The organism is Desulfoferrobacter suflitae (assembly GCF_022603395.1).
GTDB lineage: Bacteria > Desulfobacterota > Syntrophobacteria > Syntrophobacterales > Syntrophobacteraceae > Desulfoferrobacter > Desulfoferrobacter suflitae.
In genome coordinates this window covers 21,140-45,386 of sequence record NZ_JAIBKA010000003.1, presented here as the reverse complement: position 1 = coordinate 45,386, position 24,247 = coordinate 21,140, and the positions used below count along the sequence as shown (strand labels likewise).

Annotated in this window: 12 protein-coding genes; 9 read left to right on the top strand and 3 right to left on the bottom strand. The window is 56.4% G+C overall.

The features are described from left to right. Positions 1-143: 143 nt before the first annotated feature. From K1V27_RS05695 to K1V27_RS05675, 5 genes are all read left to right on the top strand, one after another. A complete protein-coding gene (locus tag K1V27_RS05695) occupies positions 144-1,430 on the top strand; it encodes an efflux RND transporter periplasmic adaptor subunit (RefSeq protein ID WP_309573998.1) in 1,287 nt (428 codons plus the stop codon). A gap of 12 nt (positions 1,431-1,442) precedes the next feature. Continuing rightward, entirely contained in the window at positions 1,443-4,625 is a 3,183-nt protein-coding gene (locus tag K1V27_RS05690; RefSeq protein ID WP_258928617.1) for an efflux RND transporter permease subunit, read from the top strand. 4 nt (positions 4,626-4,629) lie between these two features. Continuing rightward, the gene (locus K1V27_RS05685) at positions 4,630-6,102 is read left to right on the top strand and encodes an efflux transporter outer membrane subunit (protein WP_258928616.1); all 1,473 of its coding nucleotides are present in this window, start codon (positions 4,630-4,632) and stop codon (positions 6,100-6,102) included. A gap of 233 nt (positions 6,103-6,335) precedes the next feature. Further along, positions 6,336-7,517, top strand: coding sequence for a sensor histidine kinase (locus K1V27_RS05680; RefSeq protein ID WP_258928615.1), 1,182 nt, complete (start codon positions 6,336-6,338; stop codon positions 7,515-7,517). 176 nt (positions 7,518-7,693) lie between these two features. Next, a complete protein-coding gene (locus K1V27_RS05675) occupies positions 7,694-8,473 on the top strand; it encodes a lysozyme family protein (RefSeq protein ID WP_258928614.1) in 780 nt (259 codons plus the stop codon). 73 nt (positions 8,474-8,546) lie between these two features. Here K1V27_RS05675 and K1V27_RS05670 read toward each other — a convergent pair whose 3' ends face one another. Next, positions 8,547-11,471: a c-type heme family protein gene (locus tag K1V27_RS05670; protein ID WP_258928613.1), complete on the bottom strand. Its 2,925-nt coding sequence runs from the start codon at positions 11,469-11,471 to the stop codon at positions 8,547-8,549. A gap of 739 nt (positions 11,472-12,210) precedes the next feature. On the opposite strand from K1V27_RS05670, the gene K1V27_RS05665 reads away from it, so the two are divergent. After that, positions 12,211-17,133, top strand: coding sequence for an SNF2-related protein (locus K1V27_RS05665; RefSeq protein ID WP_258928612.1), 4,923 nt, complete (start codon positions 12,211-12,213; stop codon positions 17,131-17,133). Between the two features lie 114 nt (positions 17,134-17,247). On the opposite strand, the gene K1V27_RS05660 is transcribed toward K1V27_RS05665, so the two are convergent. Together K1V27_RS05660 and K1V27_RS05655 are read right to left on the bottom strand one after the other, a co-directional pair. Then, complete coding sequence (locus K1V27_RS05660) at positions 17,248-18,933, bottom strand: FAD-dependent oxidoreductase (protein WP_258928611.1); 1,686 nt, start codon at positions 18,931-18,933, stop codon at positions 17,248-17,250. Positions 18,934-19,315: 382 nt separating this feature from the next. Continuing rightward, on the bottom strand, positions 19,316-20,212 hold the full coding sequence (locus tag K1V27_RS05655) for a glycine cleavage system protein H (protein ID WP_258928610.1): 897 nt from the start codon (positions 20,210-20,212) through the stop codon (positions 19,316-19,318). Positions 20,213-20,609: 397 nt separating this feature from the next. On the opposite strand from K1V27_RS05655, the gene K1V27_RS05650 reads away from it, so the two are divergent. From K1V27_RS05650 to K1V27_RS05640, 3 genes are read left to right on the top strand one after another with little or no spacing between them, the layout of a single operon-like run. Then, positions 20,610-22,133 (top strand): ATP-binding protein, encoded by a 1,524-nt coding sequence (locus tag K1V27_RS05650; protein ID WP_258928609.1) that lies wholly within the window; start codon positions 20,610-20,612, stop codon positions 22,131-22,133. A gap of 57 nt (positions 22,134-22,190) precedes the next feature. After that, positions 22,191-23,549: a sigma-54-dependent transcriptional regulator gene (locus K1V27_RS05645; RefSeq protein ID WP_258928608.1), complete on the top strand. Its 1,359-nt coding sequence runs from the start codon at positions 22,191-22,193 to the stop codon at positions 23,547-23,549. 34 nt (positions 23,550-23,583) lie between these two features. Continuing rightward, complete coding sequence (locus tag K1V27_RS05640) at positions 23,584-24,237, top strand: hypothetical protein (protein WP_258928607.1); 654 nt, start codon at positions 23,584-23,586, stop codon at positions 24,235-24,237. The last annotated feature ends 10 nt before the right edge of the window (positions 24,238-24,247 follow it).

The following is a 24,247-nucleotide window of genomic DNA, read 5'->3' as shown; positions in this document are numbered from 1 at the left end:
CATGCACTCTCACCGACTCCACGAGCTAGTGGATGACAAAGCACTATGAGACATCTTGAAATATTTTTCATACTCACCTGTCTCCATTTCGAATTCTGAATCACGGATTCCGAATTCTTACATGACCCATTTGGAGGACTTTGATGCAGCGGAACAAGAAAGGTTGTGAATCATTACCGGGGATAATGGTGCTGGCGGCCCTGACGGGTCTGCTGTTTATTGCCGGCTGCGACAACGGCCACGGGCAGCAGCCGGGACCGCCCCCGCTTCCCGAAGTAGCCGCAGTGACCATCGCAGCCCAACGGGTTGAACTGACCACCGAGCTGCCGGGCCGTACATCCCCCTATCGGGTAGCGGAAATCCGGCCGCAGGTGAACGGCATCATCCAGAAACGCCTGTTTCGGGAAGGTTCCGATGTGGAAGCCGGCCAATTGCTCTACCAGATCGATCCCGCTCCCTTTCAGGTAGCCCTGGATTCCGCCCGGGCTTCACTTGGCAAAGCCCGGGCCAACCTGCCTTCGATTCGATTGAGAGCGCAACGCTACAAGGAATTACTCACGGATAAGGCAGTCAGCCGACAGGACTATGACGATGCTGCGGCCGCGGTAGATCAGGCGAAAGCCGAGATAGAATACTGGAAAACGCAGGTGGAGGCAGCTCGCATCAACCTGGGCTACACCAAGGTCCTCGCTCCCATTTCAGGGCGCATCGGCCGCTCCAGCGTAACCGACGGGGCGCTGGTGACAGCGTATCAAGCGGCGTCTCTGGCGACCATTCAGCAGCTCGATCCCATCTACGTGGACGTAACCCAGTCGTCAGCCGAACTGCTGCGCCTCAAGCGCAACCTGGAAACGGGACGACTCAGCGCAGATGGAGAGAACGGAAAAACGGTACGCATTCTGCTGGAGGACGGAACTCGGTATCAACTGGAGGGCCAGCTGCAATTCCGCGAGGTGACGGTGGACCCGGCAACGGGCTCGTATACGGTGCGCATTGTAGTCCCCAATCCGGATCACTTGCTCCTGCCCGGCATGTTTGTGCGGGCCGTTATCCAGGAAGGCATCGCCGAACAAGCCATCCTGGTGGCGCAACAGGGGGTGAGCCGCAATTCCAAGGGGGAGGCGATCGCTTTAGTGGTGGATGACACCGACAAGGTCGAGCAGCGGACGCTCACTCTGGATCGGGCCATCGGCAACCAATGGCTGGTCACGTCCGGGCTTTCCGCCGGAGAACGGTTGATTGTCGAAGGCGTGATGAAGGTGCGACCGGGCATGCCCGTACGGGTCGTTCCTTTGGACAATCCGCAGAGCGGCAGCGAATCCATTTACAAGGACGTGGATCAGGTGCCGCCCACCAGCACCGTCCCGGTCGACTCGAAAACCGTAAACGAGGATCCCAGCGCGAGCAGTCAGCCTAAGCAGGCCCAATAACGGAGTGAAGTGATGCTATCGAATTTCTTTCTGGACCGTCCGGTTTTCGCCTGGGTCATCGCCATCATCATGATGCTGGCGGGCGGTCTGGCCATCTACAACCTGCCCATCTCGCAATATCCGCCCATTGCTCCTCCCTCCATCGCCATCGACGCCTTTTATCCCGGCGCTTCGGCCGAAACGGTAGAAAACAGCGTGATTCAGATCATCGAACAGAAGATGACGGGGTTTGACAAGCTGCTCTACATGTCGGCGACCAGCGATGCTTCGGGAGCCGGCAGGATCGAGCTGACGTTCGCCCCTGGAACCGATCCGGACCTGGCCTGGTCGCAGGTGCAAAACAAGCTGCAGTTGGCCATGGCAAGCCTGCCCGATGTGGTCCAACGCCAGGGCGTCAAGGTCAGCAAATCCACCCGCAACTGGCTCATCATCGTCGGCCTGGTATCGCAGGACGGCAGCATGAATGGGCATGACCTGCGCGACTACGCCCAGTCCAACATCGAAAAGGTGCTGGCGCGCGTGCCCGGCGTGGGTGAAGTGGAAAGCTTCGGTTCCCAATACGCCATGCGTATCTGGCTCAATCCCGACAAATTGAACGAATATCATTTGACCATCGATGACGTCATTCAGAGCCTGCGCGTGTACAACGTGGAGGTTTCCGCCGGCCAGTTCGGCGGAGCGCCGGCGGTGGAAGGTCAGCGGATGAACGCCTCCATCATCGTGCAGAACCTGCTTAAGACTCCCGAAGAGTTCGACGCTGTGCCGCTGCGCATCAACCCCGACGGCTCCATTGTGCGCGTGCGGGATGTGGGGCGAACGGAGCTCGGTACCGAACGCTACGAGATGAACGCTCTGTTCAACGGCAAGCAGACTGCCGCGCTGGCTGTGCGCCAGGCTCCGGGCGCCAATGCGTTGGATACCGCCGATGCGGTACGGGCCAAAATGGCAGAGCTCTCCAATTACTTCCCACCCGGTGTGGAAGTCATCTATCCATATGACACCACGCCCTTTGTGCAGGTGGCCATCGACGAGGTGGTCAAGACCCTGTTCGAGGCAATTCTGTTGGTTTTTCTGGTGATGTACCTGTTTCTTGGCAATATCCGCGCCACCTTCATTCCGACCATGGCGGTGCCGGTCGTGATCCTGGGAACTTTTGCCATCCTCGGCCTGCTCGGATTTTCCATCAACATGCTGACCATGTTCGCCATGGTGCTGGCCATCGGTCTGCTGGTCGATGACGCCATTGTGGTTGTGGAAAACGTGGAGCGGGTCATGCACGAGGAAGGGCTTTCGGCCATGGAAGCAACCCGCAAGTCCATGGGGGAAATCACCAGCGCGCTGATCGGAATCGGCCTGGTGCTGTCGGCCGTGTTCGGCCCCATGGCTTTCTTCGGCGGCTCCACCGGCGTCATCTACCGCCAGTTTTCGGTAACCCTGATTGCCGCCATGCTACTCTCCGTTGTGGTCGCCCTGATCCTCACCCCGGTGCTTTGCGCCTCGCTGTTGAAGCCGATTCCTAAAGGTCATGAACCGGCAGACAGCGCCTTTTTCTTGTTCCGTCCCTTCTTCCGCAGGTTTGATCGCGCGTTTCGCCGGGCCAGGAATAAGTTCCATAGCATGGTGGGCCATATTATTGGCAGGAAATTGCGCTACCTCTTCATTTACCTGCTTATCGTGGCGGCTCTCGGGTTTCTTTTTCAACGCATGCCGACCGCCTATCTTCCCAACGAGGACCAGGGGATCATGTTCATCCAGGCGACGCTGCCGGCGGGGTCGTCCCTCGAACAGACCGAACGGGTCATGGACGAGGTGCGCGATTACCTGCTCATCGAGGAAAAGGACACTGTGGAATCCTGCCTGACTCTTGCCGGCAGGGGATTTTCCGGCACCGGGCAGAACGCGGGATTATCCTTCGTGCGACTGAAAGACTGGGAATTACGCGACCGGCCCGAGCTAAAGGTGGATGCCCTGGTGGGGCGGGCCATGGCCAGGTTTGCACAAATCCGCAACGCTGCGGTGTTCGCATTCCCTCCACCGGCGGTGGTCGAGCTCGGCCAGGCGGGCGGTTTCGACTTCCAGTTGCAGGACCGGGGCGGTGTGGGTCACGAAGCGCTGATGGCCGCCCGCAATCAACTGCTCGCGATGGCCGCCGAAGATCCCAGACTGATCCGGGTACGTCCCAACGGCCTGGAAGACGTCCCCCAGTACCGCATCGATGTGGATTGGGAAAAGGCGGGAACTCTGGGAGTCCCCATCAACGCCATTCACAATACCATCTCGGCGGCCTTCGGCAGCGCCTACGTCAATGACTTCATTCAAGGCGGACGGGTCAAGCGGGTTTATGTCCAGGCCGACGCCCCGTACCGAATGCTGCCGGGCGACATCGAACGGCTTTATGTACGCAATGACAAGGGGACCATGACACCGTTTACCGCCTTCTCGTCGGGCCGCTGGTCCTACGGATCTCCTCGTTTGGAGCGCTTCAATGCCTTTCCCTCCATGAACATCTGGGGCGCACCGCCTCCGGGAAAGAGCTCCGGGGAAGCGATGCTGGCCATGGAGGAGATTGCCGGCAAACTGCCTCGCGGCATAGGCTTCGACTGGACCGGGCTTTCCTACCAGGAGCGCATGGCAAAATCCCAGGCGCCGCTCCTGTACGCCTTCTCCATGATCGTCATTTTCCTGTGCCTGGCGGCCTTGTACGAGAGCTGGACGGTCCCCATCTCTATTATGCTGACTTTGCCTCTGGGAGTCATCGGCGGCGTGATCGCTTCATCCCTGCGTGGATTCCCCAACGATGTCTACTTCCAGATCGGGCTCCTGACTGTTTTGGGGTTGACCACCAAGAACGCCATCTTGATCGTACAGTTCGCGATGGACAAGGTGAAGGAGGGACTGGGACTGGTCGAGGCCACACTCGAGGGGGCCAAGCTGAGATTGCGCCCCATCGTCATGACTTCGTTGGCGTTCGGATTTGGCGTGCTTCCTCTGGCCATCGCCAGCGGAGCGGGGGCGGGAGCCCAAACGGCCATCGGCACCGGCGTTCTGGGCGGCATGATCGCCGCCACTTTCCTGGCCACTCCCTTCATACCCCTGTTCTACGTGGTAGTGGTGCAACTGTTCGGAAAGAAGAAAGGCGCCGGGGCGGCAGAACAAAAACCCGTTGCAGACACCGAGAATCCTGCGGAGGCGTAGCGCTATGAAAGACTTGATGCTGGCTGTTGGAGGGCGGATGACGGGCGGAGATCTGCCGCAAGCGATATCCCGCTTATGCCGTACTGCAGTGTTGACGATGGCGGCCCTTTTTATCACCGGGTGCTCGTTCATCCCTCAGTACACCCGGCCCCATGCCCCGGTTCCCGAGGAATGGCCGAGCGGCCCGGCGTACCGTGAGACAGAGTCGAAAAAGAGGCCGTCGGTTTCCCCCGACCTGGAGTGGCACGAGTTTTTTACCGACAAGCGACTGCGCAAGGTCATCGAAACCGCTTTGGAGAACAATCGGGACCTGCGTGCTGCCGCTTTGAACGTTGAGCGAGCCCGAGCCCTCTACCGCATCCAGCGCGCCGAACTGCTGCCCACCATCAATGCCAGCGCAAGCGCCAGAAAAGAACGCATACCGGCCGAAATCTCGGGCAGTGAACGTGCCCCGACCATAGAGCAGTACGACGTCGGCCTGAGCCTGGCCTCCTGGGAGATCGACTTTTTCGGTCGTATTCGCAGCCTGGAAGAACGGGCGCTGGAAGAATACTTCGCCACGGAACACGCGCGCCGCAGCGCGCAGATTCTGCTCGTGGCAGAAGTTGCCAACGCCTACCTGACGCTGGCCGCCGATCGGGACAACCTGCGCCTGGCCCAGTCTACTCTCGAATCCCAGCAGGCCTCCTACAATTTGATTCGACGGCGCGTAGAAGTGGGCATCGCACCCGAGCTCGATCTTCGCCAGGTGCAGCAGCGGGTCGAGGCGGCACGAGTGGACCTGGCCCTCTACACGGGACTGCTGGCTCAGGACGAAAACGCCCTCAACCTGCTGGTGGGAGCTCCCGTGCCGTCCGATCTGCTGCCGCAGGGGCTGTTGGACATCAAAGCACTGCCGAGGGTGACACCCGGCATCTCTTCTGATGTGCTCCTGCAGCGCCCGGACATCCTCCAGGCAGAAAGCTTGCTCAAGGCCGCCAATGCAGATATCGGGGCTGCGCGCTCAGCGCTCTTCCCCCGCATTTCCCTCACCAGCGCCGTCGGGACCGCCAGCGGTGAGCTGTCGGGGCTGTTCCAGTCCGGCTCGCTCGCCTGGAATTACGCTCCCCGGATCGTTTTGCCCATTTTCGACCCGCGCCTGTGGTCGGCGGTGAAGGTAACCAAGGTGCAAAGGGAGATTGCCGTGGCCCAATACGAAGGAGCAATCCAGGCTGCTTTCCGCGATGTCGCCGATGCTCTGGCTATCAGGGGCACCGTCGGTGCTCAACTGGACGCGCAGCAATCCCTGGTCGATGCGACTGCCGCGAGCTATCGACTCTCCTACGCCCGTTACGACAAGGGAGCCGATACCTTCCTCAGCGTGCTCGATGCGCAGCGCTCACTTTATGCCGCCCAGCAGCGGTTCATCGCCATTCACCTGAACAAGATCGTCAATCGGGTGCGACTCTACGCGGCATTGGGAGGAGGCTGGAAGTAGCGGCCGCCAAAACCTCCCAGCCCTTTTCATACAAAGCCCGGCATATTGCTCACATCGATTGCCAGATGCGAACGCCCGCCGCGCCGGATTGCACGCCGCCAAACGATTCCGGCCATTGAAACAGGCATACCCCCCAAACAAAACTGGAATCCCGGTCTGAGACCAGGTAATATGCGTCAGAGGGAAAATCCCTTCAGGTGACCCACTACTATTGCACGGAGAATTATTGGCCCATGGACGAACGAGAACAGTTAGAGGCGCTGCAGGAAAGAATCTGTCAATTGGAAGGGGAACTGCTCGATTGCCGAAGTCTTGAGCGGGCACTGAGTGAAAGCGAACAGCGCTGGAAAAAACTGGTGGAAAATTCCTTGACCGGCATTTATGTGGACCAGGGCGGCAGGATTATTTTCGCCAATGAGAGGTTTGCCCGCATCTACGGATATTCGCGGGAAGAGCTCATTGGCATTGAAAGCCATAGACTGGTGCATCCGGAGGACAGGGCTTTCACCGACGAGATGAGAGCCAAACGGTTGAGGGGAGAGAAGCCGCTGTCCGAATATGATGCCAGGGGTATTACCAAGGAAGGCAAGACCATCTGGGTGCGAAGGATGAATACCGACATAGAATATCGGGGAACACCTTCGATATTGGGGAATCTGATTGACATCACCGAAGAGAAGCGCTTCGAGGAAGAACTCGAGGAGGCCAATGCCGAGCTGCGCGAGTTCATGGATGTTGTGTCGCACGATTTGAAAACCCCGCTCATTGCCATACGCGGATTTGTGCTGCGGCTCCTGCGCAACCATGCGGGTGAGGCGAATAATCAGGTCACGGAGTACCTGAGGCGCATCGAATCGAGCGCTGAGCGGATGGACTCACTCATTTCGGATCTGCGCGCGTTTCTGACAAGCGGCCATGTCCGGTACCACTTTCAGCAAGTAGCCTCCCGGGAAATCATCGAGGGCGTCGTCAACGACCTCGAGGCAGCGCTGAAAGCCAGAAAGATAGGATTATCGCTGGCGGATAACCTGCCCTCAATCTACTGCGATCCCGAAAAGATGCAGCACGTTTTTCAAAACCTCATCGAGAACGCCGTGAAGTATCTGGGCGACACGCCAAACCCCAGAATTGAGATCGGCTACGAGGATCGAGGAGATATGCATCAATTTTCGGTGTTCGACAACGGCATGGGGATCGATCCCCGGAATCACAAACGCATCTTTAAGAAGTTTCAACGTCTCAAGGAAGCCAGGGATGAACAGGGAAGCGGTCTGGGCCTGGCCATCGTAGAGCGGATCGTGCAGCGGCACGGCGGAAAGGTTTGGGTGGAGTCGGAACGGGGCAAAGGTGCAACCTTTGTGTTCGTTTTACCCAAGTGCAGGGAAACCGCCCAAAAGTGTCAAGGGGGAGACTGATGATCATTTCCGAAGTCTATTATTTTGCAGCGGATGCAGGGCTCAAGGTGGCCGCCACACAAAATCTCTTTTACATCGGCTCGATTTCCGATTAAATATCGGCCGACGGGTTGCCCCGTGACAGCAATCGTCAACGCTTGAATCCAATCCCATCCAACGAGGTCTGAGATGCCGTGATGAAGCACTTTCGCCTGACCGTTTACCGAACCGCTTGCCTGTTTTTGCTGTTGACCGTAATGATCGGTTGTTCCACGGGTCGGGTCGACCGAGAAAAGTCACCCGCTGCCTCGACGACTGCCGCGTCGACCAGGGCCTGTTCTCCTCTGCCGGATGAGGTCCGCCCCAGCCAATCCGATTATTCAACAAATCTGGCGGGCTATATCCCACCGCCCAACCACATGGTATTCTGCGGGGAACAAGTGCCTCTGCATGTGCAGGAAGTATGGGAACGTTTTGACAGGGAATTCACCATTGTGGTCTACAACAATGCCCAGATGTATCTGTGGTTGAAGCGCATGCAGCGCGATTTTCCGTGGATAGAAAAGCGCCTGCACAAGCTTTCTCTCCCCGACGACCTGAAGTATTTTATCGTTCAAGAAACGGACCTGTTGCCACGGGTGTGGCTGGCCAAAATAGGGACCGTGCGCTCGACAGGATTGAACTCACCACCTACCGGCTACAGTCAGAGCGATTACGAGCGGGCGCTGGACCAGCTCCTGTTCAAATTGAAGGCCCTGCGCAGCCAGCTCCCCAGCTGGACTCTGGCGATCGCTGCCTACCATTGCGGAGAAAAGCGCATCCAGGATGCCGTCAATGCCCAGAAAACCAATGACTTTTATCACCTCCAGCTGCCCCTCGGCACTGAAACCAGCGTCTTTCGCGTCTTTGCCATAAAAGAAGCTCTGCAAAACGCGCAACAATATGGCTACATCCTGCCGACCAATGCGCGCTATTGAGGAAATCTTCTTCCCCGCAGCCTGGTGAGTTCACGGGCCTCCCTTCAGGTGTCGATCACCCCCCGGGAAGCTGTCAGTTCGTGCTCCCTCCGTCTCTTGCCGCATCCAGGACGCGCCTCACCATGCAGGCTATTTTTTCCAGGTTGATGGGCTTTTCCAGATATTCATGGATGCCCATCGCCTGCGCTTTGGTCTGATCGATCTGCTCGCTGAAACCGCTGCACAGGATAATGCGGATATCCGGTCGGATTTTAAGCAGCTCTGCAGACAGTACATCCCCGGTCATGCCGGGCATGGTCATGTCCGAGATGACCAGGTCATATGCAGCCGGGCTTGACTTGAACCTCTGCAAGGCCTGCAACGGATCGGTTTCGGTTTCAACCCGGTAACCCAGCCGCGTGAGCAGCAGTTCGCCCAGCCTGGCCAGCGACTCTTCATCATCCACAAACAGGATCTTCTCATTCCCCCCTGGAATCGTCTTCTTCTCCTGCACCTCCTCCACAGCGGCATTTTTCGCTGCCGGCAGCAGGACGGTGACGACGGTTCCCCGGTGCAGTTCGCTGTCAACAACGATGGCTCCCCCGCCCGACCTGACAATCCCGTGGACCACGGCCAGTCCCATGCCGGTTCCTTTGCCTATCTCCTTGGTAGTGAAATAGGGCTCGAATATCCTATCCAAATGCGCAGGATCGATTCCGCAGCCGGTATCGGCAACACTCAGCCTGACGTAGATACCGGCGTACAGATCCGCATGTTTGGAGGCTTCTTCATGATCGAGCTCCACATTTTCCAGCTGAATCGTCAGCACACCCCCTGCTTCGCCCATGGCATGGGCGGCATTGGTGCAGAGATTGACCAGCAGCTGATGGATCTGCGTAGAATCCGCCAGTACCGCGTGCGCCTTGTCCTGGATGACTGCTTTGATGTCGATGGTCTTGGGGATGGAGGCGCGCATGAGCTGCAGGGATTCTTGGATGACGGGAGCGAGCCTGATGGGCTTTGTTTTCGTCTCTACCTTACGACTAAAATTGAGAAGCTGTTTGACCACATCTTTGGCACGCAGGCCGGCTGTTTTGATCTCAGTGAGATTCCGTCGCAGCGGGTTCCCCTCGGGGAGATCACTCATGCCCAATTCAGCATTGCCGATGATCACGCCCAAAACGTTATTGAATTCATGCGCAACCCCTCCCGCAAGGGTCCCGATCGCCTGCATTTTGTGCGCATGCCGCAGCTCGGCTTCCATCTGATACCTTTCGGTGACATCTCGGAAAATAAGAACCACCCCGATCACCTGACCCAGGCGGTCACGAATCGGCGAGCCGCTGTCTGCGATGACATACTCTTTTCCGTTCCTGGAGATCAGCACCGTATCATTGGCAAGCCCGACAATGCCGCCGCTCTCCAGAACCTTCCACGCAGGGTCCTCACAGCGCTCGCGAGTCTTCTGGTTGACGATGTGGAAAACCTCACTGAGGGGACGACCGAGAGCGTCCTGCTGCAGCCAGCCGGTCAGCTCTTCGGCAACCTTGTTCAACAGGGTCACCCTGCCGTCCACATCCGTCGTGATAACGCCGTCGCCAATGGATGCCAGGGTCACCCGTAAATACTCCTTCTGACTTTCCAGTTGCTTTTCCATCCTGACCCGTTGCGAAATATCACTAAAAATGCAGGCAAAATAACTCCTTTTGGGGCTGTAGGCGATCACCCGGTAGCAGCGCTCGGAATTCTGCAAGTGATGTTCGAAGCCAATGGCGTTGCCAAGCAGAGCGACCTCGCCGAATCTTTCAATCCAGCCGGACTCCCACAACCCACCGGCGGAAAATACTTCCCCGGCCCTCCGGCCGATGATTGCTGCGTCACGCACTCCGGCGGCTTCAGCAAAAGCCTGGTTGCACTCCAGGATGACGTAGTCGGTCGGATTTCCATCCGGGTCCGTAACGATTTGCTGGTAAGCGAAGCCCTCCGGCAAATGGGTGAATAATTCTCTGTACTTTTTCTCATTTTCCTCTGCCCGCTGCAAAGCCTTGCCACGTTCGGCAATTTCGCGGGAAAGCTCGTCATTGGCTGATTTCAGCTGCAATGTTCTTTGCTCCACCTTGTCTTCCAGGAGGTCCCGTTCCCGCCGCAGGTCAAGGGACAGCCGGTTGAACGCCGCCGTCAGATCCTTCAGTTCCTTGCCGTGGGGCATGGCCACCTGTTCGCCGAGACGCTCAGGCTGGGACATGATTGCATCCACCTGGCCCTGAATCGATTGCAGAGGACGTAGCACCAGAGCACGGCTGGCAACCCAGTTGATGATGTACAGCCCAATGAGCACCGCACAGAGCCAGAGGGATAGCGTCAGGGAAAAACGATTTGCTTCGGCATAGGCTGAGGCAAGCGGAATACGTATGGAGATGGCGGAAACCACGTCTCCCGTGTTGCGGTTGAAACTGCGCTCCGCCCCATATTGCTTGACCAGATCGGCAGGGGCATTTTCCGGCCTGCTATGGCACCTCAGGCAGGATTCCTCCATCACCTCGCCGCGTCTCAGAACTACAAAATAGGGCTCTCCGTTAATCAGGCGAATGTCCGACCGGAAGTCAATATTCGCGTTTCGATTGATTTCCTTGATGAACTCGATTTCCATGGGATCCGCTTCATTCTCGGGACTGCGCGCATCGATCGCACATTCCTTATAATAATAATCCCGCCGGGATAACTCCATGTAATATTTCTGTATCTCGCGCACCGCGTAGGTCGAGGACATCCACACCGGATCGAAGTAACTGGCCGGCATGATTTCGTCGGTGATGTCAAACAGATTGGGCTTCAATTTGTGAGAAAAGTAGGTATGAATGGCCAGGTTTCTGTCTAGAAGCGTCTCGGCTTTGGCTTCGGCTTCCCACAGCGCCTCTTTACGCATCTGATAATTGACCAGAGCAACGATGACGCAGCCGGCCGCCACAAAAAAGGCGGCCGTAACGAGAAAGAGTCGGGCATTGATTGTCTTGAACATCATCATTTCCTTCAATCAGTTTCATGAGGCACGCGGCGGCTCCTGTCTGAGATGCCGCCCGACGGTCGATGCGACCGCTGTATCCGGAGCAGAGAAGTGTTTTCCCTGAAAGATAAATAGCCAAGCGGTCCTTCTGCGATGGCCAGTTCGCACAAGGCTCATGGATCGGCAATCGGAACAAGCATCATACACACAGTCACTGATCACCACTCATTGTGGCGTCCTGATCTTCTCAGTGCGCCGACTGTCAAAGGGTTGCAATGATAGCCGAGAAAGGGACACGAGCGACAAGGGAGTCGATGATAAGAAATTTCAAGTTCTCTGTCAACGAATGCACGAATGCACGAGTTCGCTCGGCACAACACCGGTGCCGGCAATTCTCATTTATACTGCTGATCCTTTTTCGCAGGGTGGAGGCGCGTTTTTGTGCGCCGCAACCCACCCTGGGATTGGTTGACACGGTGGGTTACGCTTTTGATTCACCCACTCTACGTTCAGCTGCGAGCTCCATAATGAGAATTGCCGGCACCGGTGATGTTTCGGTGGGAGAATAAAGCGGAATTGAGTATACTAATAATTTGATTTTCGATGAGATTGGCAGGCCGCTTTTTGGGCCGCCCGGAAGGTCCCGGAATGGGATTCCCGACAACAGTCTTCGGCAAGGTGCCGCAAGTACTCCATCCACCGCCGTTGATGCGGGTTTGCTGCGGCGTGCAAGCGCCGATTAAAAGAGGCATAAGTGCAGGAACAAGCAAGACTACGCAACAGACTGATGGCCCACTATGAAACGTTGACTCCGCTGCAGCAGGCTTTGTTGCAGATGTCTTCGGTGATCTATGAAAGGAGCAGCATCAGCAATATATACAACTGCCTGCGGGGCTCCGGACTGGTTTTTGCGAACGAGCCTATAACCTCTGTGGCGTCGCTCAAACCTCATTTGGATCAGCTGAAACGGCTGAAACTGCTGGATAAGCAACTGAGGTGCCATGACGCCATCCTGGAAGTGGTCACCCGGCGGACGCTTGAGCAGAAACCACTGATTGAGATGAAACTCCTCCTGGCCCTCGTGGCAGACCCCACAGCCTGGCTGGACAGTCAAACGCAAGAACTGATTTGCGTTTCCTGCCAGGGATCATTCAGCGGGCAGGCATTGCGGACCTCGACAGGCTCTCTCTGCACGATGTGTGTCTTGTCGATCTTGAAAAGAGCCGCTCTGAAGGAAGATCTTAACACCTGGTCGGGCGCCCGATTACACCAGGCTCTGTCACCGGAAGCGGATATCTATGCCCGGCTGACGGTCATCTGGCGATTTCCCGAAGTGTTGCAGCGCAGTGAGCGCGAGAATCCCTCACAGGCCGAAGATATGCTGGCATCCCTGGTGCGCCAATTGGGGTTTGAGGACAACACTCCCATTGCCCCGGCGGTGCGCCGAATAGCAGTCGATACCGCCGGCCAGCTGGGCTCTAAAATTCTGCCCGTACTGCTGGCAATGTGGCGCAAAGAACCATGGCCGTTTTATGCCAATGTAGTCCTGACGGCCGGCACCATCGCGCCCGACAACAAAGAGGTTCAAGCGCTCCTGAAAAGTGCCGCGCAAGACTCCAATCCCGAAGTACGCAAGCGCGTGGCGGCGGCCATCGCAGAGCATGGATCGGGATGGTCCAAAGGGTTGCTGCAAAAATTTCTGCATGATCGCGATGCGGGTGTGCGTGAGTATGTGAAGATCATGAAAGCGGGATTCAAGCCGACCAGGCGGTTCCACGTGAGAACCGGTGGAGCGTCGGCATTCAACCGCTACCATGCGATGGTCAAAGCGGTGCGAAAAGAGCTCCCCGTGCGCCTCGACCTGTATTACCTTCCCTCCTATTACCGCGATCGCGTCGTACGCGAATTGCGCATGGGCATTTACACGCACGATGAAAATCTCGCTCAACGCTGCCGCAACCTGCTCCTTTCCGAGTGTACAAGCGGCGTTTCCGCCCAATGCGATCCCTTGACCCAGGTGGTGATGAATCCTTTCGACATCGGCTGGTTCCGCACACTTCCCCTGAATCTGCAGTGCCTGGCCTTGAGCGGCATATTTTACAATACCGTGATTACCCTTGCACCGGATGACGAGCCACTCGAATATGCTCTCAACCCAAGCTTTTTGTCGGGGCTGTCCCATACGCAAATGGGCTCTCTTCTCCCCGGCTTGATTTCGCGCCTGCTGCTGGGAGGACGTATTGCCACGGCACGAGAATTACTCTTGCAGTTCGGCTCGACGGTTTGCCCGGCAGGTATCGGCCTGTGGGGATGGTTGCGGTTTGTTGAAGGCAAGAATAACCAGGCCGTCACGGCCTTCGAAGATGATCTTAAGCTCTGGCGCAAGATCAACAGGAAGCGAAGCGGTTATTTCCCGGGGCTGCCGGGAATCTTCTATGCCCTGTCTCTGCTCACACGTGCCGATGCATCCGTGTGGGAGGACATCGGTGCAATCGCTTCCAGGGCGCTTTCCGCCGATTCCGGCGATGGCTTCTTAAGCTCCGTCTTCACGTCACTCAAGGCCATTGTTTTGGCCGAAAATTGTGAAGTGGAATCCGCCCGTACATTGATCGCTCAAAACCAGGAACAATCCGGTTTGTCCGTCTTTTTCACAGCCCTTGCCCACTACTGGCTGGATGGGAGTCTCACTCAGGAAATGATCGACACCCTCAGCGGCGTTTTCGTCCGATCCCGGGAAATTGGATTGAACTGGCTGGCCATGGAAAGCGCCGAATTGTTGTGCCGGACGGAACAGCGCACGCCTATCCGCGAAAAATACCTGCACACCGTCCAGGAGGAAACCGGCATGGGCTCCTTTTTGTCGGCCCTTCAGGTTGAAGAGGGCTGGCGACGCTGTCTGCGCGCGCTGCATAAGGTGGCGCAGACTGCCGACAAGACGGCCGATGGGCAACGCGACAGGCGTTTGATCTGGCTCCTGGGTTTTCGAGAGTCATCGGTGACACTGCAGGCCAAGGAGCAAAAGATCTCTGCCAGGGGTACCTGGACCAAGGGCCGCACACTGCACATTTCCAGAATAATCAACGTGCAGGAGCTCGCTTGCGTCAGTGAACAGGACAAGGCTGTGTTTGCGGCTATCGAACAGAGCTCGCCCTATTACCATCGCGACTGTATACTCAATATTCAAAAAGCCCTTCCTGCGCTCATCGGACATCCACTGGTGTTTCTAGAGGAAAACCCATCGATTTCCGTTGAAATCGTGCGCGGTGAGCCGGAGATCCTGGTGACCCGCGCCGATGCAGAGCTGCGCATCACCATGTCTCCCCCTGTGAGCAACGAGAAAGTCCTGCTGGTTCGAGAAACACCAACGCGATTCAAGGTGATCGAGATTTCTGAAGCACATCGGCGCATTGCTCAATTGCTGAGCCGGGAAGGACTGATGGTCCCGGCGACAGCCGAGCAGGAAGTATCGCAAACGATTGCCAACATCTCCTCACTGGTGACGGTCCATTCCGACATCGGCGGGGCATCGGGCGACATGGAGCAGGTTGCGGCCGTTTCCACTCCGCACGTGCATCTGATGCCGGCAGGTTTGGGATTCAGGGTCGAAATGTTCGTGAAGCCTTTTGCCGATGGCGGCCCCTATCTTAAACCGGGCATTGGAGCGGATAATCTGATTGCCGATGTCGGCGGTAAGCGCATGCAGGCAACGCGCGACCTTGAGCTGGAGAAGACCAGGGCCGGTGCTGTTGAGGCCGATTCTTCCGTGCTGGCGGGGTATGCCGATGGCGAACGGTGCTGGTTGATCGAGGATACGGAAACCTGCCTGCAGGTGCTGCTCGATTTGAAGTCCCTGCAGGAAAAAGGTGAGGTAGTGGTCGAATGGCCCGAAGGCGAGAAGTTGAGGGTCTCCGCTGAAGCCTCTTTTTCCCAGTTGCGCATGCAGATTCAGAGTAAGATGGATTGGTTTGAGGTGAGCGGCCAGCTGCGAGTGGATGACAACCTGGTCCTGGATATGAAACAGTTGCTGGACCTGGTCCGTGCCACGGGCAGTCGCTTTATTCCTCTGGGTGAGGGGCAATTCCTTGCGCTTACCCAGGAATTACGCAGGCGCCTGGAAGAGCTGGAGGCCTATTCGGAAAAACACGGCAAGGCCATAGGGCTGCACCCTCTGGCCGCCCTCGCCATCGAGGATTTCACGGCAAAGTTGCCGCACCTGGAAACGGATTCAGCCTGGCAAGCAAGGCTGGATCGTATTCGCTCGGCGCAGGAGATCACCCCGCTGCTCCCCTCCACCTTCAAAGGCAAGTTGCGCGACTACCAGGTGGAAGGTTATCAGTGGCTGGCGCGGCTCATGCACATGGGGGTCGGAGCCTGCCTGGCGGACGACATGGGGCTCGGTAAAACGATTCAGGCGCTCGCCATCATTCTCGAGCGTGCTCCCCGGGGACCCAGCCTGGTGGTTGCTCCCACATCGGTATGCATGAACTGGGTGACCGAAGCCCATCGCTTCGCTCCAACCCTCAGGGTGCATCAATTGGGAGTCAACAGCCGGGAGGATTTGCTCAGACGTCTCGCCGCCTATGACCTGCTGGTGACCAGCTATGGGCTCCTGCACCAGGAAGTCGAGCTTCTCTCCTCCATCGACTGGAACGTCATTGTGCTCGATGAGGCGCAGGCCATAAAGAACATTGCCACCAAGCGATCTCAAGCCGCCATGAGCCTCAAGGGCGGTTTCAAAATCATCACCACCGGAACTCCCATCGAAAATCATTTGAGCGAATTATGGACCCTGTTTAACTTTATTAACCGGGGCCTGCTGGGCTCCTTCAAGAAATTCAACGAACGGTTCGCCATACCCATCGAACGGTACAATGATCAAAACGCCAGGAAGCGGCTCAAGAAGCTCATTCAGCCGTTCATTTTGAGGCGCACCAAGAGCCAGGTTCTGGAAGAGTTGCCGCCCCGCACCGACGTCCTGCTGCGGGTCCAGATGAGCCCTGAAGAAGCGGCCTTCTATGAAGCACTGCGCAGGAGTTCCGTGGAACGACTGAGTGCCGATGCCACACCGTTAAACCAGAAACATATCAAGATACTCGCTGAAATCACGCGGCTGCGGCAGGCGGCCTGCAATCCCCGCCTGGTTCTCCCCGACAGCGGCGTGCCCAGCGCAAAGCTTGAACTGTTTGGCGAAATCATCTCGGAGCTTCTGGAAAATCAGCACAAGGCCCTGGTTTTCAGCCAGTTTGTGGGCCACCTCAGTCTGCTTCGGGAATATCTTGACAATCAGCACATCGACTATCGCTACCTGGACGGCAGTACCCCACCGGCCGAGCGCAAAAAAGAAGTGGACGCCTTTCAAGCCGGCCGCGGTGATCTGTTTCTGATCAGCCTGAAAGCCGGCGGCATGGGGCTGAACCTCACCGCCGCCGATTACGTGATTCATATGGATCCCTGGTGGAATCCGGCGGTGGAAGATCAGGCATCGGATCGCACTCACCGCATCGGCCAGCTGCGCCCTGTAACGGTTTATCGGGTGGTGACGGAAGGCACCATCGAAGAAAAGATCCTCGAGCTCCATCAGGACAAACGCGATCTGGCGGGAAGTCTGCTCGAAGGCACCGACATCAGTGCAAAAATAACCGCCGAAGAGCTCTTGCGGCTGATCCAGGAGCCGTAGCAACACGGCCGCAGCGAAGGAAACTCGAACAACTCGGATTCTTGTGTGATGCGCTCAATCGGAGAGAGGCCCCTGCCCTCTCTCCCCGTTGAACGTCAATTCCCGCCGCCTGCCTTAGAACGGCCACCCCAGAAGACCCCCTTCGATGAACCAGACCCTGTCGTATCCCGCTGCATTCAGAATGCGCTGGGCCTCGTAGCCGCGCATGCTCACCTTGCAAAACGACAGAATGTCTTTATCCCGGGGAAGCTCATCGATTCTTTCCCGAAGTGCTCCAAGGGGAATATGCACCACACGCTCATCGGGGAAACGCATGGCCCGGTATTCATCGGGGGTTCGCACATCCAGAAGCACAATATCATCACCTGCATCCAGGCGCTGCTTGGCCTGCAGCGGCGAAATCCCCCGGGCAAAGCCGTTCATCTTGTTGAGGAGCAAATGAGCCGTGGTCGCGATGGGATCAATGGGCGGTGAATAAGGCGGAGCATAACCCAGATCAAGATTGCCGAGCTGATCCAGCGTTGCACCGAAAAAGATGGCCGTAGCGGCGACGTCCAGCCGCTTGCTCCCATCCCCCATGCCGACCACCTGGAGGCCAAGCAGCTTGCGATAGCGTCTGGATGCAACCATCTTGATGAACAACACCCTGCTGGCGGGCAGGTAGTGCGGCAAGTCAGGGCCTGCCCAAATGGCTGTCTCCACATCCAGGTTGAGCTCTTTGGCTAGCTTTTCCGTGATGCCGGTACGCCCGGCGGTGTAGTCGAAGACCTTGCAAATGCCGGTGCCTGTGACACCCTGGAAGGGCGAGGTGAGGCCCGCGATGTGGTTGGCTATGACCCGCCCGTGTTTATTGGCGGTAGAGCCCAGCGGCACGTACAGGGGAGCTCCTGTTATCGGGTGAACATACTGGTTCACCACGCAGTCGCCGCCGGCATAAATATGCGGATCGCTGGTCTGGCAGTAACCGTTTATCACAATGCCGCCCCTGGGACTGCAAAGCAGCCCTGCTTCGCGCGCCAACTCATCGTTCGGGCGAACACCGACCGCCACTATGGCCAGATCGGCAGGGATCGTCTGCTTATCCGTTTCGACCGCCGCGACTTTGCCGTTACCCTGCAGCGAGATCACCCTCTGCTCCAAGGCCAGATTCACTCCCTTGGAGCGCATGTGCTTTTGCACCAGCATGGCCATCTCTTTATCCAGAAATTGCGGCATGATCTGGTCGAACATCTCCACCACGGTAACATCGAGCCCCTTGTGCTTGAGCGCCTCCGCCATTTCCATCCCGATATAGCCGGCTCCTATGAGGACCGCCCTTTTGAGGTTCTTTTGCTCGATGGCCTCCACCAGGCTGGAAGCATCCTCCAGTTCCCGCACATACCAGATATTTTCCAGATCCATGCCCGGAATGGGCGGCTTGAGGGGACGTCCCCCCGTAGCGATGACCAGTTTGTCGTAGGCCAGGTCTTCTTCTGACCCCCCGTCCAGATGGCGCACACGCACCTTTTTGCGCTTACTGTCAATGTGCACCGCTTCGGTGCGGGTCCACACGCGAAAACCCTTGGCCTTCTCGAAGAAAACCGGAGTTCGAGGAATGCCCACGGGAGTCTCCGTGAGCATTTCTACATCCGGGAAGATCCCTTCCACGTAGTAGGGAAGTCCGCAGGCTCCGTAAGATACCACTCCGCCCCTTTCAATCATTGTCACATCGGCATCGGGCAGCAGGCGCTTCAATCGCGAAGCCGTTTTAGGTCCGCAAGCAACACCGCCAATCACCACTACCCGCAAGGAAATCGCCATGAAATTCTCCTTTCAATTCATTCTTCCAGCAGTACCCACGTTAGCTCCGTTTGCAGCGCTTCTTTGAAAAGGTGCACGCAGGTCGAATCACCCCTTGACGTAATCGGGCAACATCGACCTAAACACACGTTATGCATTTGAATAGCAATTTCGGTTGATACCACAACGCGGTGTGAACATCAATGCCATACCACCAGTGCAATTACAGGCGGGGATATGGGGTGGGGGTTGCTGCGCAGTACTTCCAATGAGGTCGCCGGCCGTCTCCCGGGGCAGGTTTAACAGGCTGCTTGTCTGCGCGCTTGGTTAAGCCGTATGAAGTAGGCAGGGGCCGCCGGCAAACGGGACCCCTGCCTCGCAGCATGTGGCGCAACCATGGCGATCAGGTGAGCAAAAATTCGTGAACCAGGCGCTCCCATTTTACGTTGGGGAGATTCCCATAGATGTCGTCGACAATCTCACCACCCGTTGCGGCCATGGACATACCGTAGGTTTCCATCACAATGTCATCCAGCCTCTTGGCCTCATCTCCCAGCCAAACAGTGGCCTCCCTTTCAAACAGCAGGTTTTTCAGGTTCGGTCTGAGGCGCTTGGGCTCCACCACCAGCAGCCAGCCACTCCCGTAGGGATCGTTTTTGGCCGTCTCCGGCTGATTCAATACCCTGTGGTTGGCCGCCACCACCACGCCGTTCAACGGGGCAAGCATCTCAGCGGTTTTGTGTTCCCGTTCGATGGACCACCCCACTTCGGTCTGCTCGACATGCGATCCAAGCTTCGGCAAACGCACTGCGTCGGGAGAACCCAGCAGCTTCAGGGTAAAATCATCGGCGCCGATGCGCACAAACCCTCCGTGCTCGACTCTCGCCCAACTGTGCCCGCGATGGTAATGATAGCCGTCCGCCATTTTAAAACCTGCAATGTTCCTGATGGAGGGCGCTGCGGGAGCTGCATTCAAATCGTTTTCGTCGAGAGACTGATCGAATTCGCATACGTCGCAGCGATACGCATTCGAGCACAACCGATGTTCGACCCTGCCCGTCAGCATATGGCGACATTCGCGCTGCGCATAGGGCCGCTCTCTCATGGCTTCACGCCAGCTGATGACTTTTGCCGAGTCCTTCTTGACGGCTCGCGACATGGCCTTATCAAAGGGACAGCTGAGACAATCGTAGGCATTGTCGCACAATTTGAAATTCACCACACCGGCCTTCATCCATATGCACTGGTTTTCCCCGTTGAGCTCCATTTTATTCACAGGATTTGATCTTTTCGTTTTCATTGTGGCCTCCTTTGGGCTTTTTTCCCTTGTTTATCAAGTTGTAGTCTAAGATAATCAAAAGGTGTGCCAACCTTTGAATTTGGCCGAGGCGGCTGCCTAAAAGGCTTTTCAGGGATTGGCTTTTTATCGCTTTTAGCTATTAAATACAATTACTTATACGTTTTATTGGAAACCTTTTCAAAATAACAAGCCGGTCGGAAGTCGGGAGCACACTCGTTTCACGCGGCCTGATCCTATGGAATAGGATTGTTGACTTTTTAGCCGACGAATTGCCCGGTTTTCTCAAAAGCCGCATGGTTGGTGCCCAGGAGTCGCTGTCTAAATTTTCGACTGGCTATCTAATTTTTCAACACCTACCGTTGACCGACTCATTCTGGGGATCGGGAAAGGAAATGGGGTGAAGCATTCGAAGCAATTGATGAACATTGCCGTTATTGGTGGCGGCAAGCGTTGCAAGGCCTTTCTGGAAATGCTGGATGCCAAGCGTTTTCCACGTCTGCAGGCGCAAATTGTCGCGGTAGCGGACATCAACGATACCGCGGCAGGGATTCAGTTGGCACGCCAGAAGGGTATCTTCACCACGAGAGATTACCATGATTTTTTCGCCATAAAGGATCTTGACCTGGTAATCGAGCTCACCGGCAACGAAGTGCTGCTGGAGGATTTCCTGAAGCGTAAACCCGCTCGGTTGAAAGTCTTGGAATCGGCAATATCCAGATTGTTCAGCGATATAGTTCGATTTCGCGAAGAATATCTGCTGGAAAAGCGCCAGCTGGAAATGGTGCAAGGCATCGTTGACAGCATTTTTTCGAGTATCCAGGATCGAGTTCTCATCATGCAGCCGGATCTGAGGATACTCGATGCCAACCAGGCCCTGCTGGATTCGGTCGGTATGACCAAGGACGAGATCATAGGCAAATATTGTTATCAAGTGAGCCACCAGGCCACCGGTCCCTGCAGTGAACGTGGGGACATCTGTCCCCTGGCGGAAAGCATCGAAACCGGAGGCATGGCGCATGCCATCCATGAACACTTCGACCGCAACAGTCAAATGTGGTATTGTGAAGTGACCACGATGCCCCTCAAGAACAGTCAAGGCAAAGTAGATCTGGTTCTGGAAATTTTGCGAGACATCACCGATGAGCTTGAAAACAGAGTAGAGCAAAAAACCCGCAGCCTGACCATGAACCTCACTCGCCTGATCCATGAAGACAAGATGATTGCCCTGGGGAAACTGGTCGCCAGTTCCGTACACGAAATCAACAATCCCCTTTCAGGGATACACGCGCTAGCACGGTTGGTGCACCGGGGTCTGGAAGAAGAACCGCTCACCCCCGAAAACCTTGCTCAATACAAATACTACCTGCAGCTCATCGATACGGAATCGGCTCGTTGCAGCCACATTGTCAGCAATCTGCTGTCGTTTTCCAGACAGCAGAAGATGGAGCGAAAACCGTTCCAGATCAACGAAATCATCCACAAGGTGGTGTCTCTGTTCGGCCATAAAATGGAATTACAGGAAGTCAAACTGCACCTCGATTTGGAGGATGATTTGCCCGAGATGGTGGGTGATCCCAGTCAGATCCAGCAATGCATCGTCAATCTTTTTTTCAACGCCATGGAATCCATGCCGAACGGAGGCGATATTGCTGTGAGGACCCGCTGGGAGGACCGCAAGAACCTGATACGGCTGGAGGTGGAGGATTCCGGAGTGGGCATTCCGGAGGAAATGCTGTCACAAATTTTCGAGCCTTTTTTCTCCACCAAGAACCAGGACAAGGGCGTCGGACTGGGACTGTCCGTCGTCTATGGGATCATCAAAGAGCATCACGGGTCCATCTATGTGAAGAGCGAAGTCGGCAAGGGCTCCAATTTTATCGTTCGCTTTTTCCCAATTCCCGAAGACGCGACCTGTGAATGAAGCTGCCGCAAACGGTCGGGGCATGCATGCAAACAGGCAAAGGAGGACACATCCGTCATGATGGGACGTATCAAGATCCTGGTCGTTGATGATGAGTTGATTGTACGGGAATCGCTCATCGGCTGGCTTAGGAAGTCGGGTTATGAGGTTCAGGGCGCCGAGGGGGGGCGGCAGGCACTGGAAATGCTCAAGACCAAAGAATACGATCTCATCTTTCTCGATATCAAAATGCCCGATATTGGTGGACTGGAGGTCCTCGATCGTGTGAAAGCCGACTATCCTTACAGTATGGCCGTGATGATTACCGCCTATGCCTCCGTCGAAACCGCTGTAGAAGCCATGAAACGGGGAGCCAACGATTATCTCATGAAGCCCTTCGAGCCGGAGCAATTGACGCTGCTGGTAGAAAAATTGCTGCAACAAAAGAAGCTCATTGATGAAAACATATTGCTGCGGGAACACGTTGCCACCAGGATGCGCTATGAGAACCTGGTGGGCTCATCCGAGTGTATGCAGCAGCTCTTTTCCCTGATCGAGGAGGTTGCCAAGGTGGACTCTCCCGTACTCTTGCGAGGAGAGACGGGCACGGGCAAGGAGTTGGTGGCAAAGGCCATCCATGCCAAGAGCGAGCGTCGCTACGGTCCCTTCATCCCCATCAATTGCGGCGCATTTACCGAATCATTGCTGGAGAGTGAATTATTCGGGCATGAAACCGGCGCATTCACGGGAGCCACACGGGCCAAAAAAGGCCGTCTGGAAATGGCTGAAGGAGGGACTCTGTTCCTGGATGAAATCGGAGAAATCCCTCTGAAAATGCAGGTGGACCTGCTGCGCGTACTGGAGGAGAAGAAATTTCATCGAGTCGGGGGCGCCAAAGACATAGCGGTGGATTTCCGACTGGTGTGCGCCACTCATCGGAACCTGCCCAGGGAAATCGAGCAGGGGACCTTTCGCAAGGATTTTTACTTTCGTCTCAATGTCATCGAAATAGAAGTCCCTCCCCTGCGCCGCCGACTGGACGACATTCCCGCCCTGGCACATCATTTTCTCGACCGTTTTCGGCGTGAAACCAACAAGCCCGTTATGGGGATTCAGCAGAAGGCACTCGATTTGCTGCAGTCCTATGACTGGCCGGGCAACGTGCGTGAACTGGAAAACGCACTGGAACGTGCTGTCGTGCTGTCCAAGGGGCGTCATCTGAGCAGGGACGACTTCGCCTTTATCTTCCGCTCCGGCACCACCGACCTCTCCTTCCCGAACTCCCTCAAGGAAATGGAAAAAAAACACATCGAGCGCATCCTGGCCATGTGCGATGGGAATATTTCCAAAGCAGCCGGTCTGCTCGAGGTTAACAGGACCACCCTGCATAACAAGATCAAGAAGTATCGTCTGAAACCGTCGGACACGGCTTCGTAACAGCGGTCAGCCAAAGATTGGACGAGTGGGACCCATGACCAAAGTCAAGCCTTCGACCCTGCGCCTGGGCATTGTGGAAATGGGCAGGCTGGGAGAAATCGCACTGCGGGTGGTGGCAGCCAACCTCCAGGCAGTCCTGGGAATAGAGGTCGACTTCCTGGGTCCACACGAAGTTCCAGAGAATGCCTACCAGGCTCACCGGCAGCAGTTCGACGCCGGTCTCATTCTCAAACACCTGAGCGGGTGTGCGTTTCCCAAATATCCCAGAATTCTTGCGCTGACCAACCTTGACCTGTGTATTCCGATTCTCACCTACGTCTTCGGTGAAGCCGAAATGGGGGGTAGAGCCGCAGTGGTTTCCGGTTTCCGCCTGCGGCACAATGAGGACGGTACGGCAGTTTCCATTGACCGCTACTATGAGCGACTGGCCAAGGTTGCCCTGCACGAGGTCGCGCATACGTTGTCGCTGTACCACTGCGAGGAATCCCTCTGTTTGATGCATTTCAGCTCCAAGGTCGGCCAGCTTGACAAATTGCACATCCTCTTTTGTGAGCGCTGTGCATTCATGCTGCAAACCAGTCTGCGCAACCTCGCCGAAGAATTTGCCTCACGTCATCGAAAAAAACCTGTGAAATCAGATAAACAGAAAGCTCGCGAAGCCCGCCCCGGACCATCCCTGCGGTCATGACGAGCCGGCG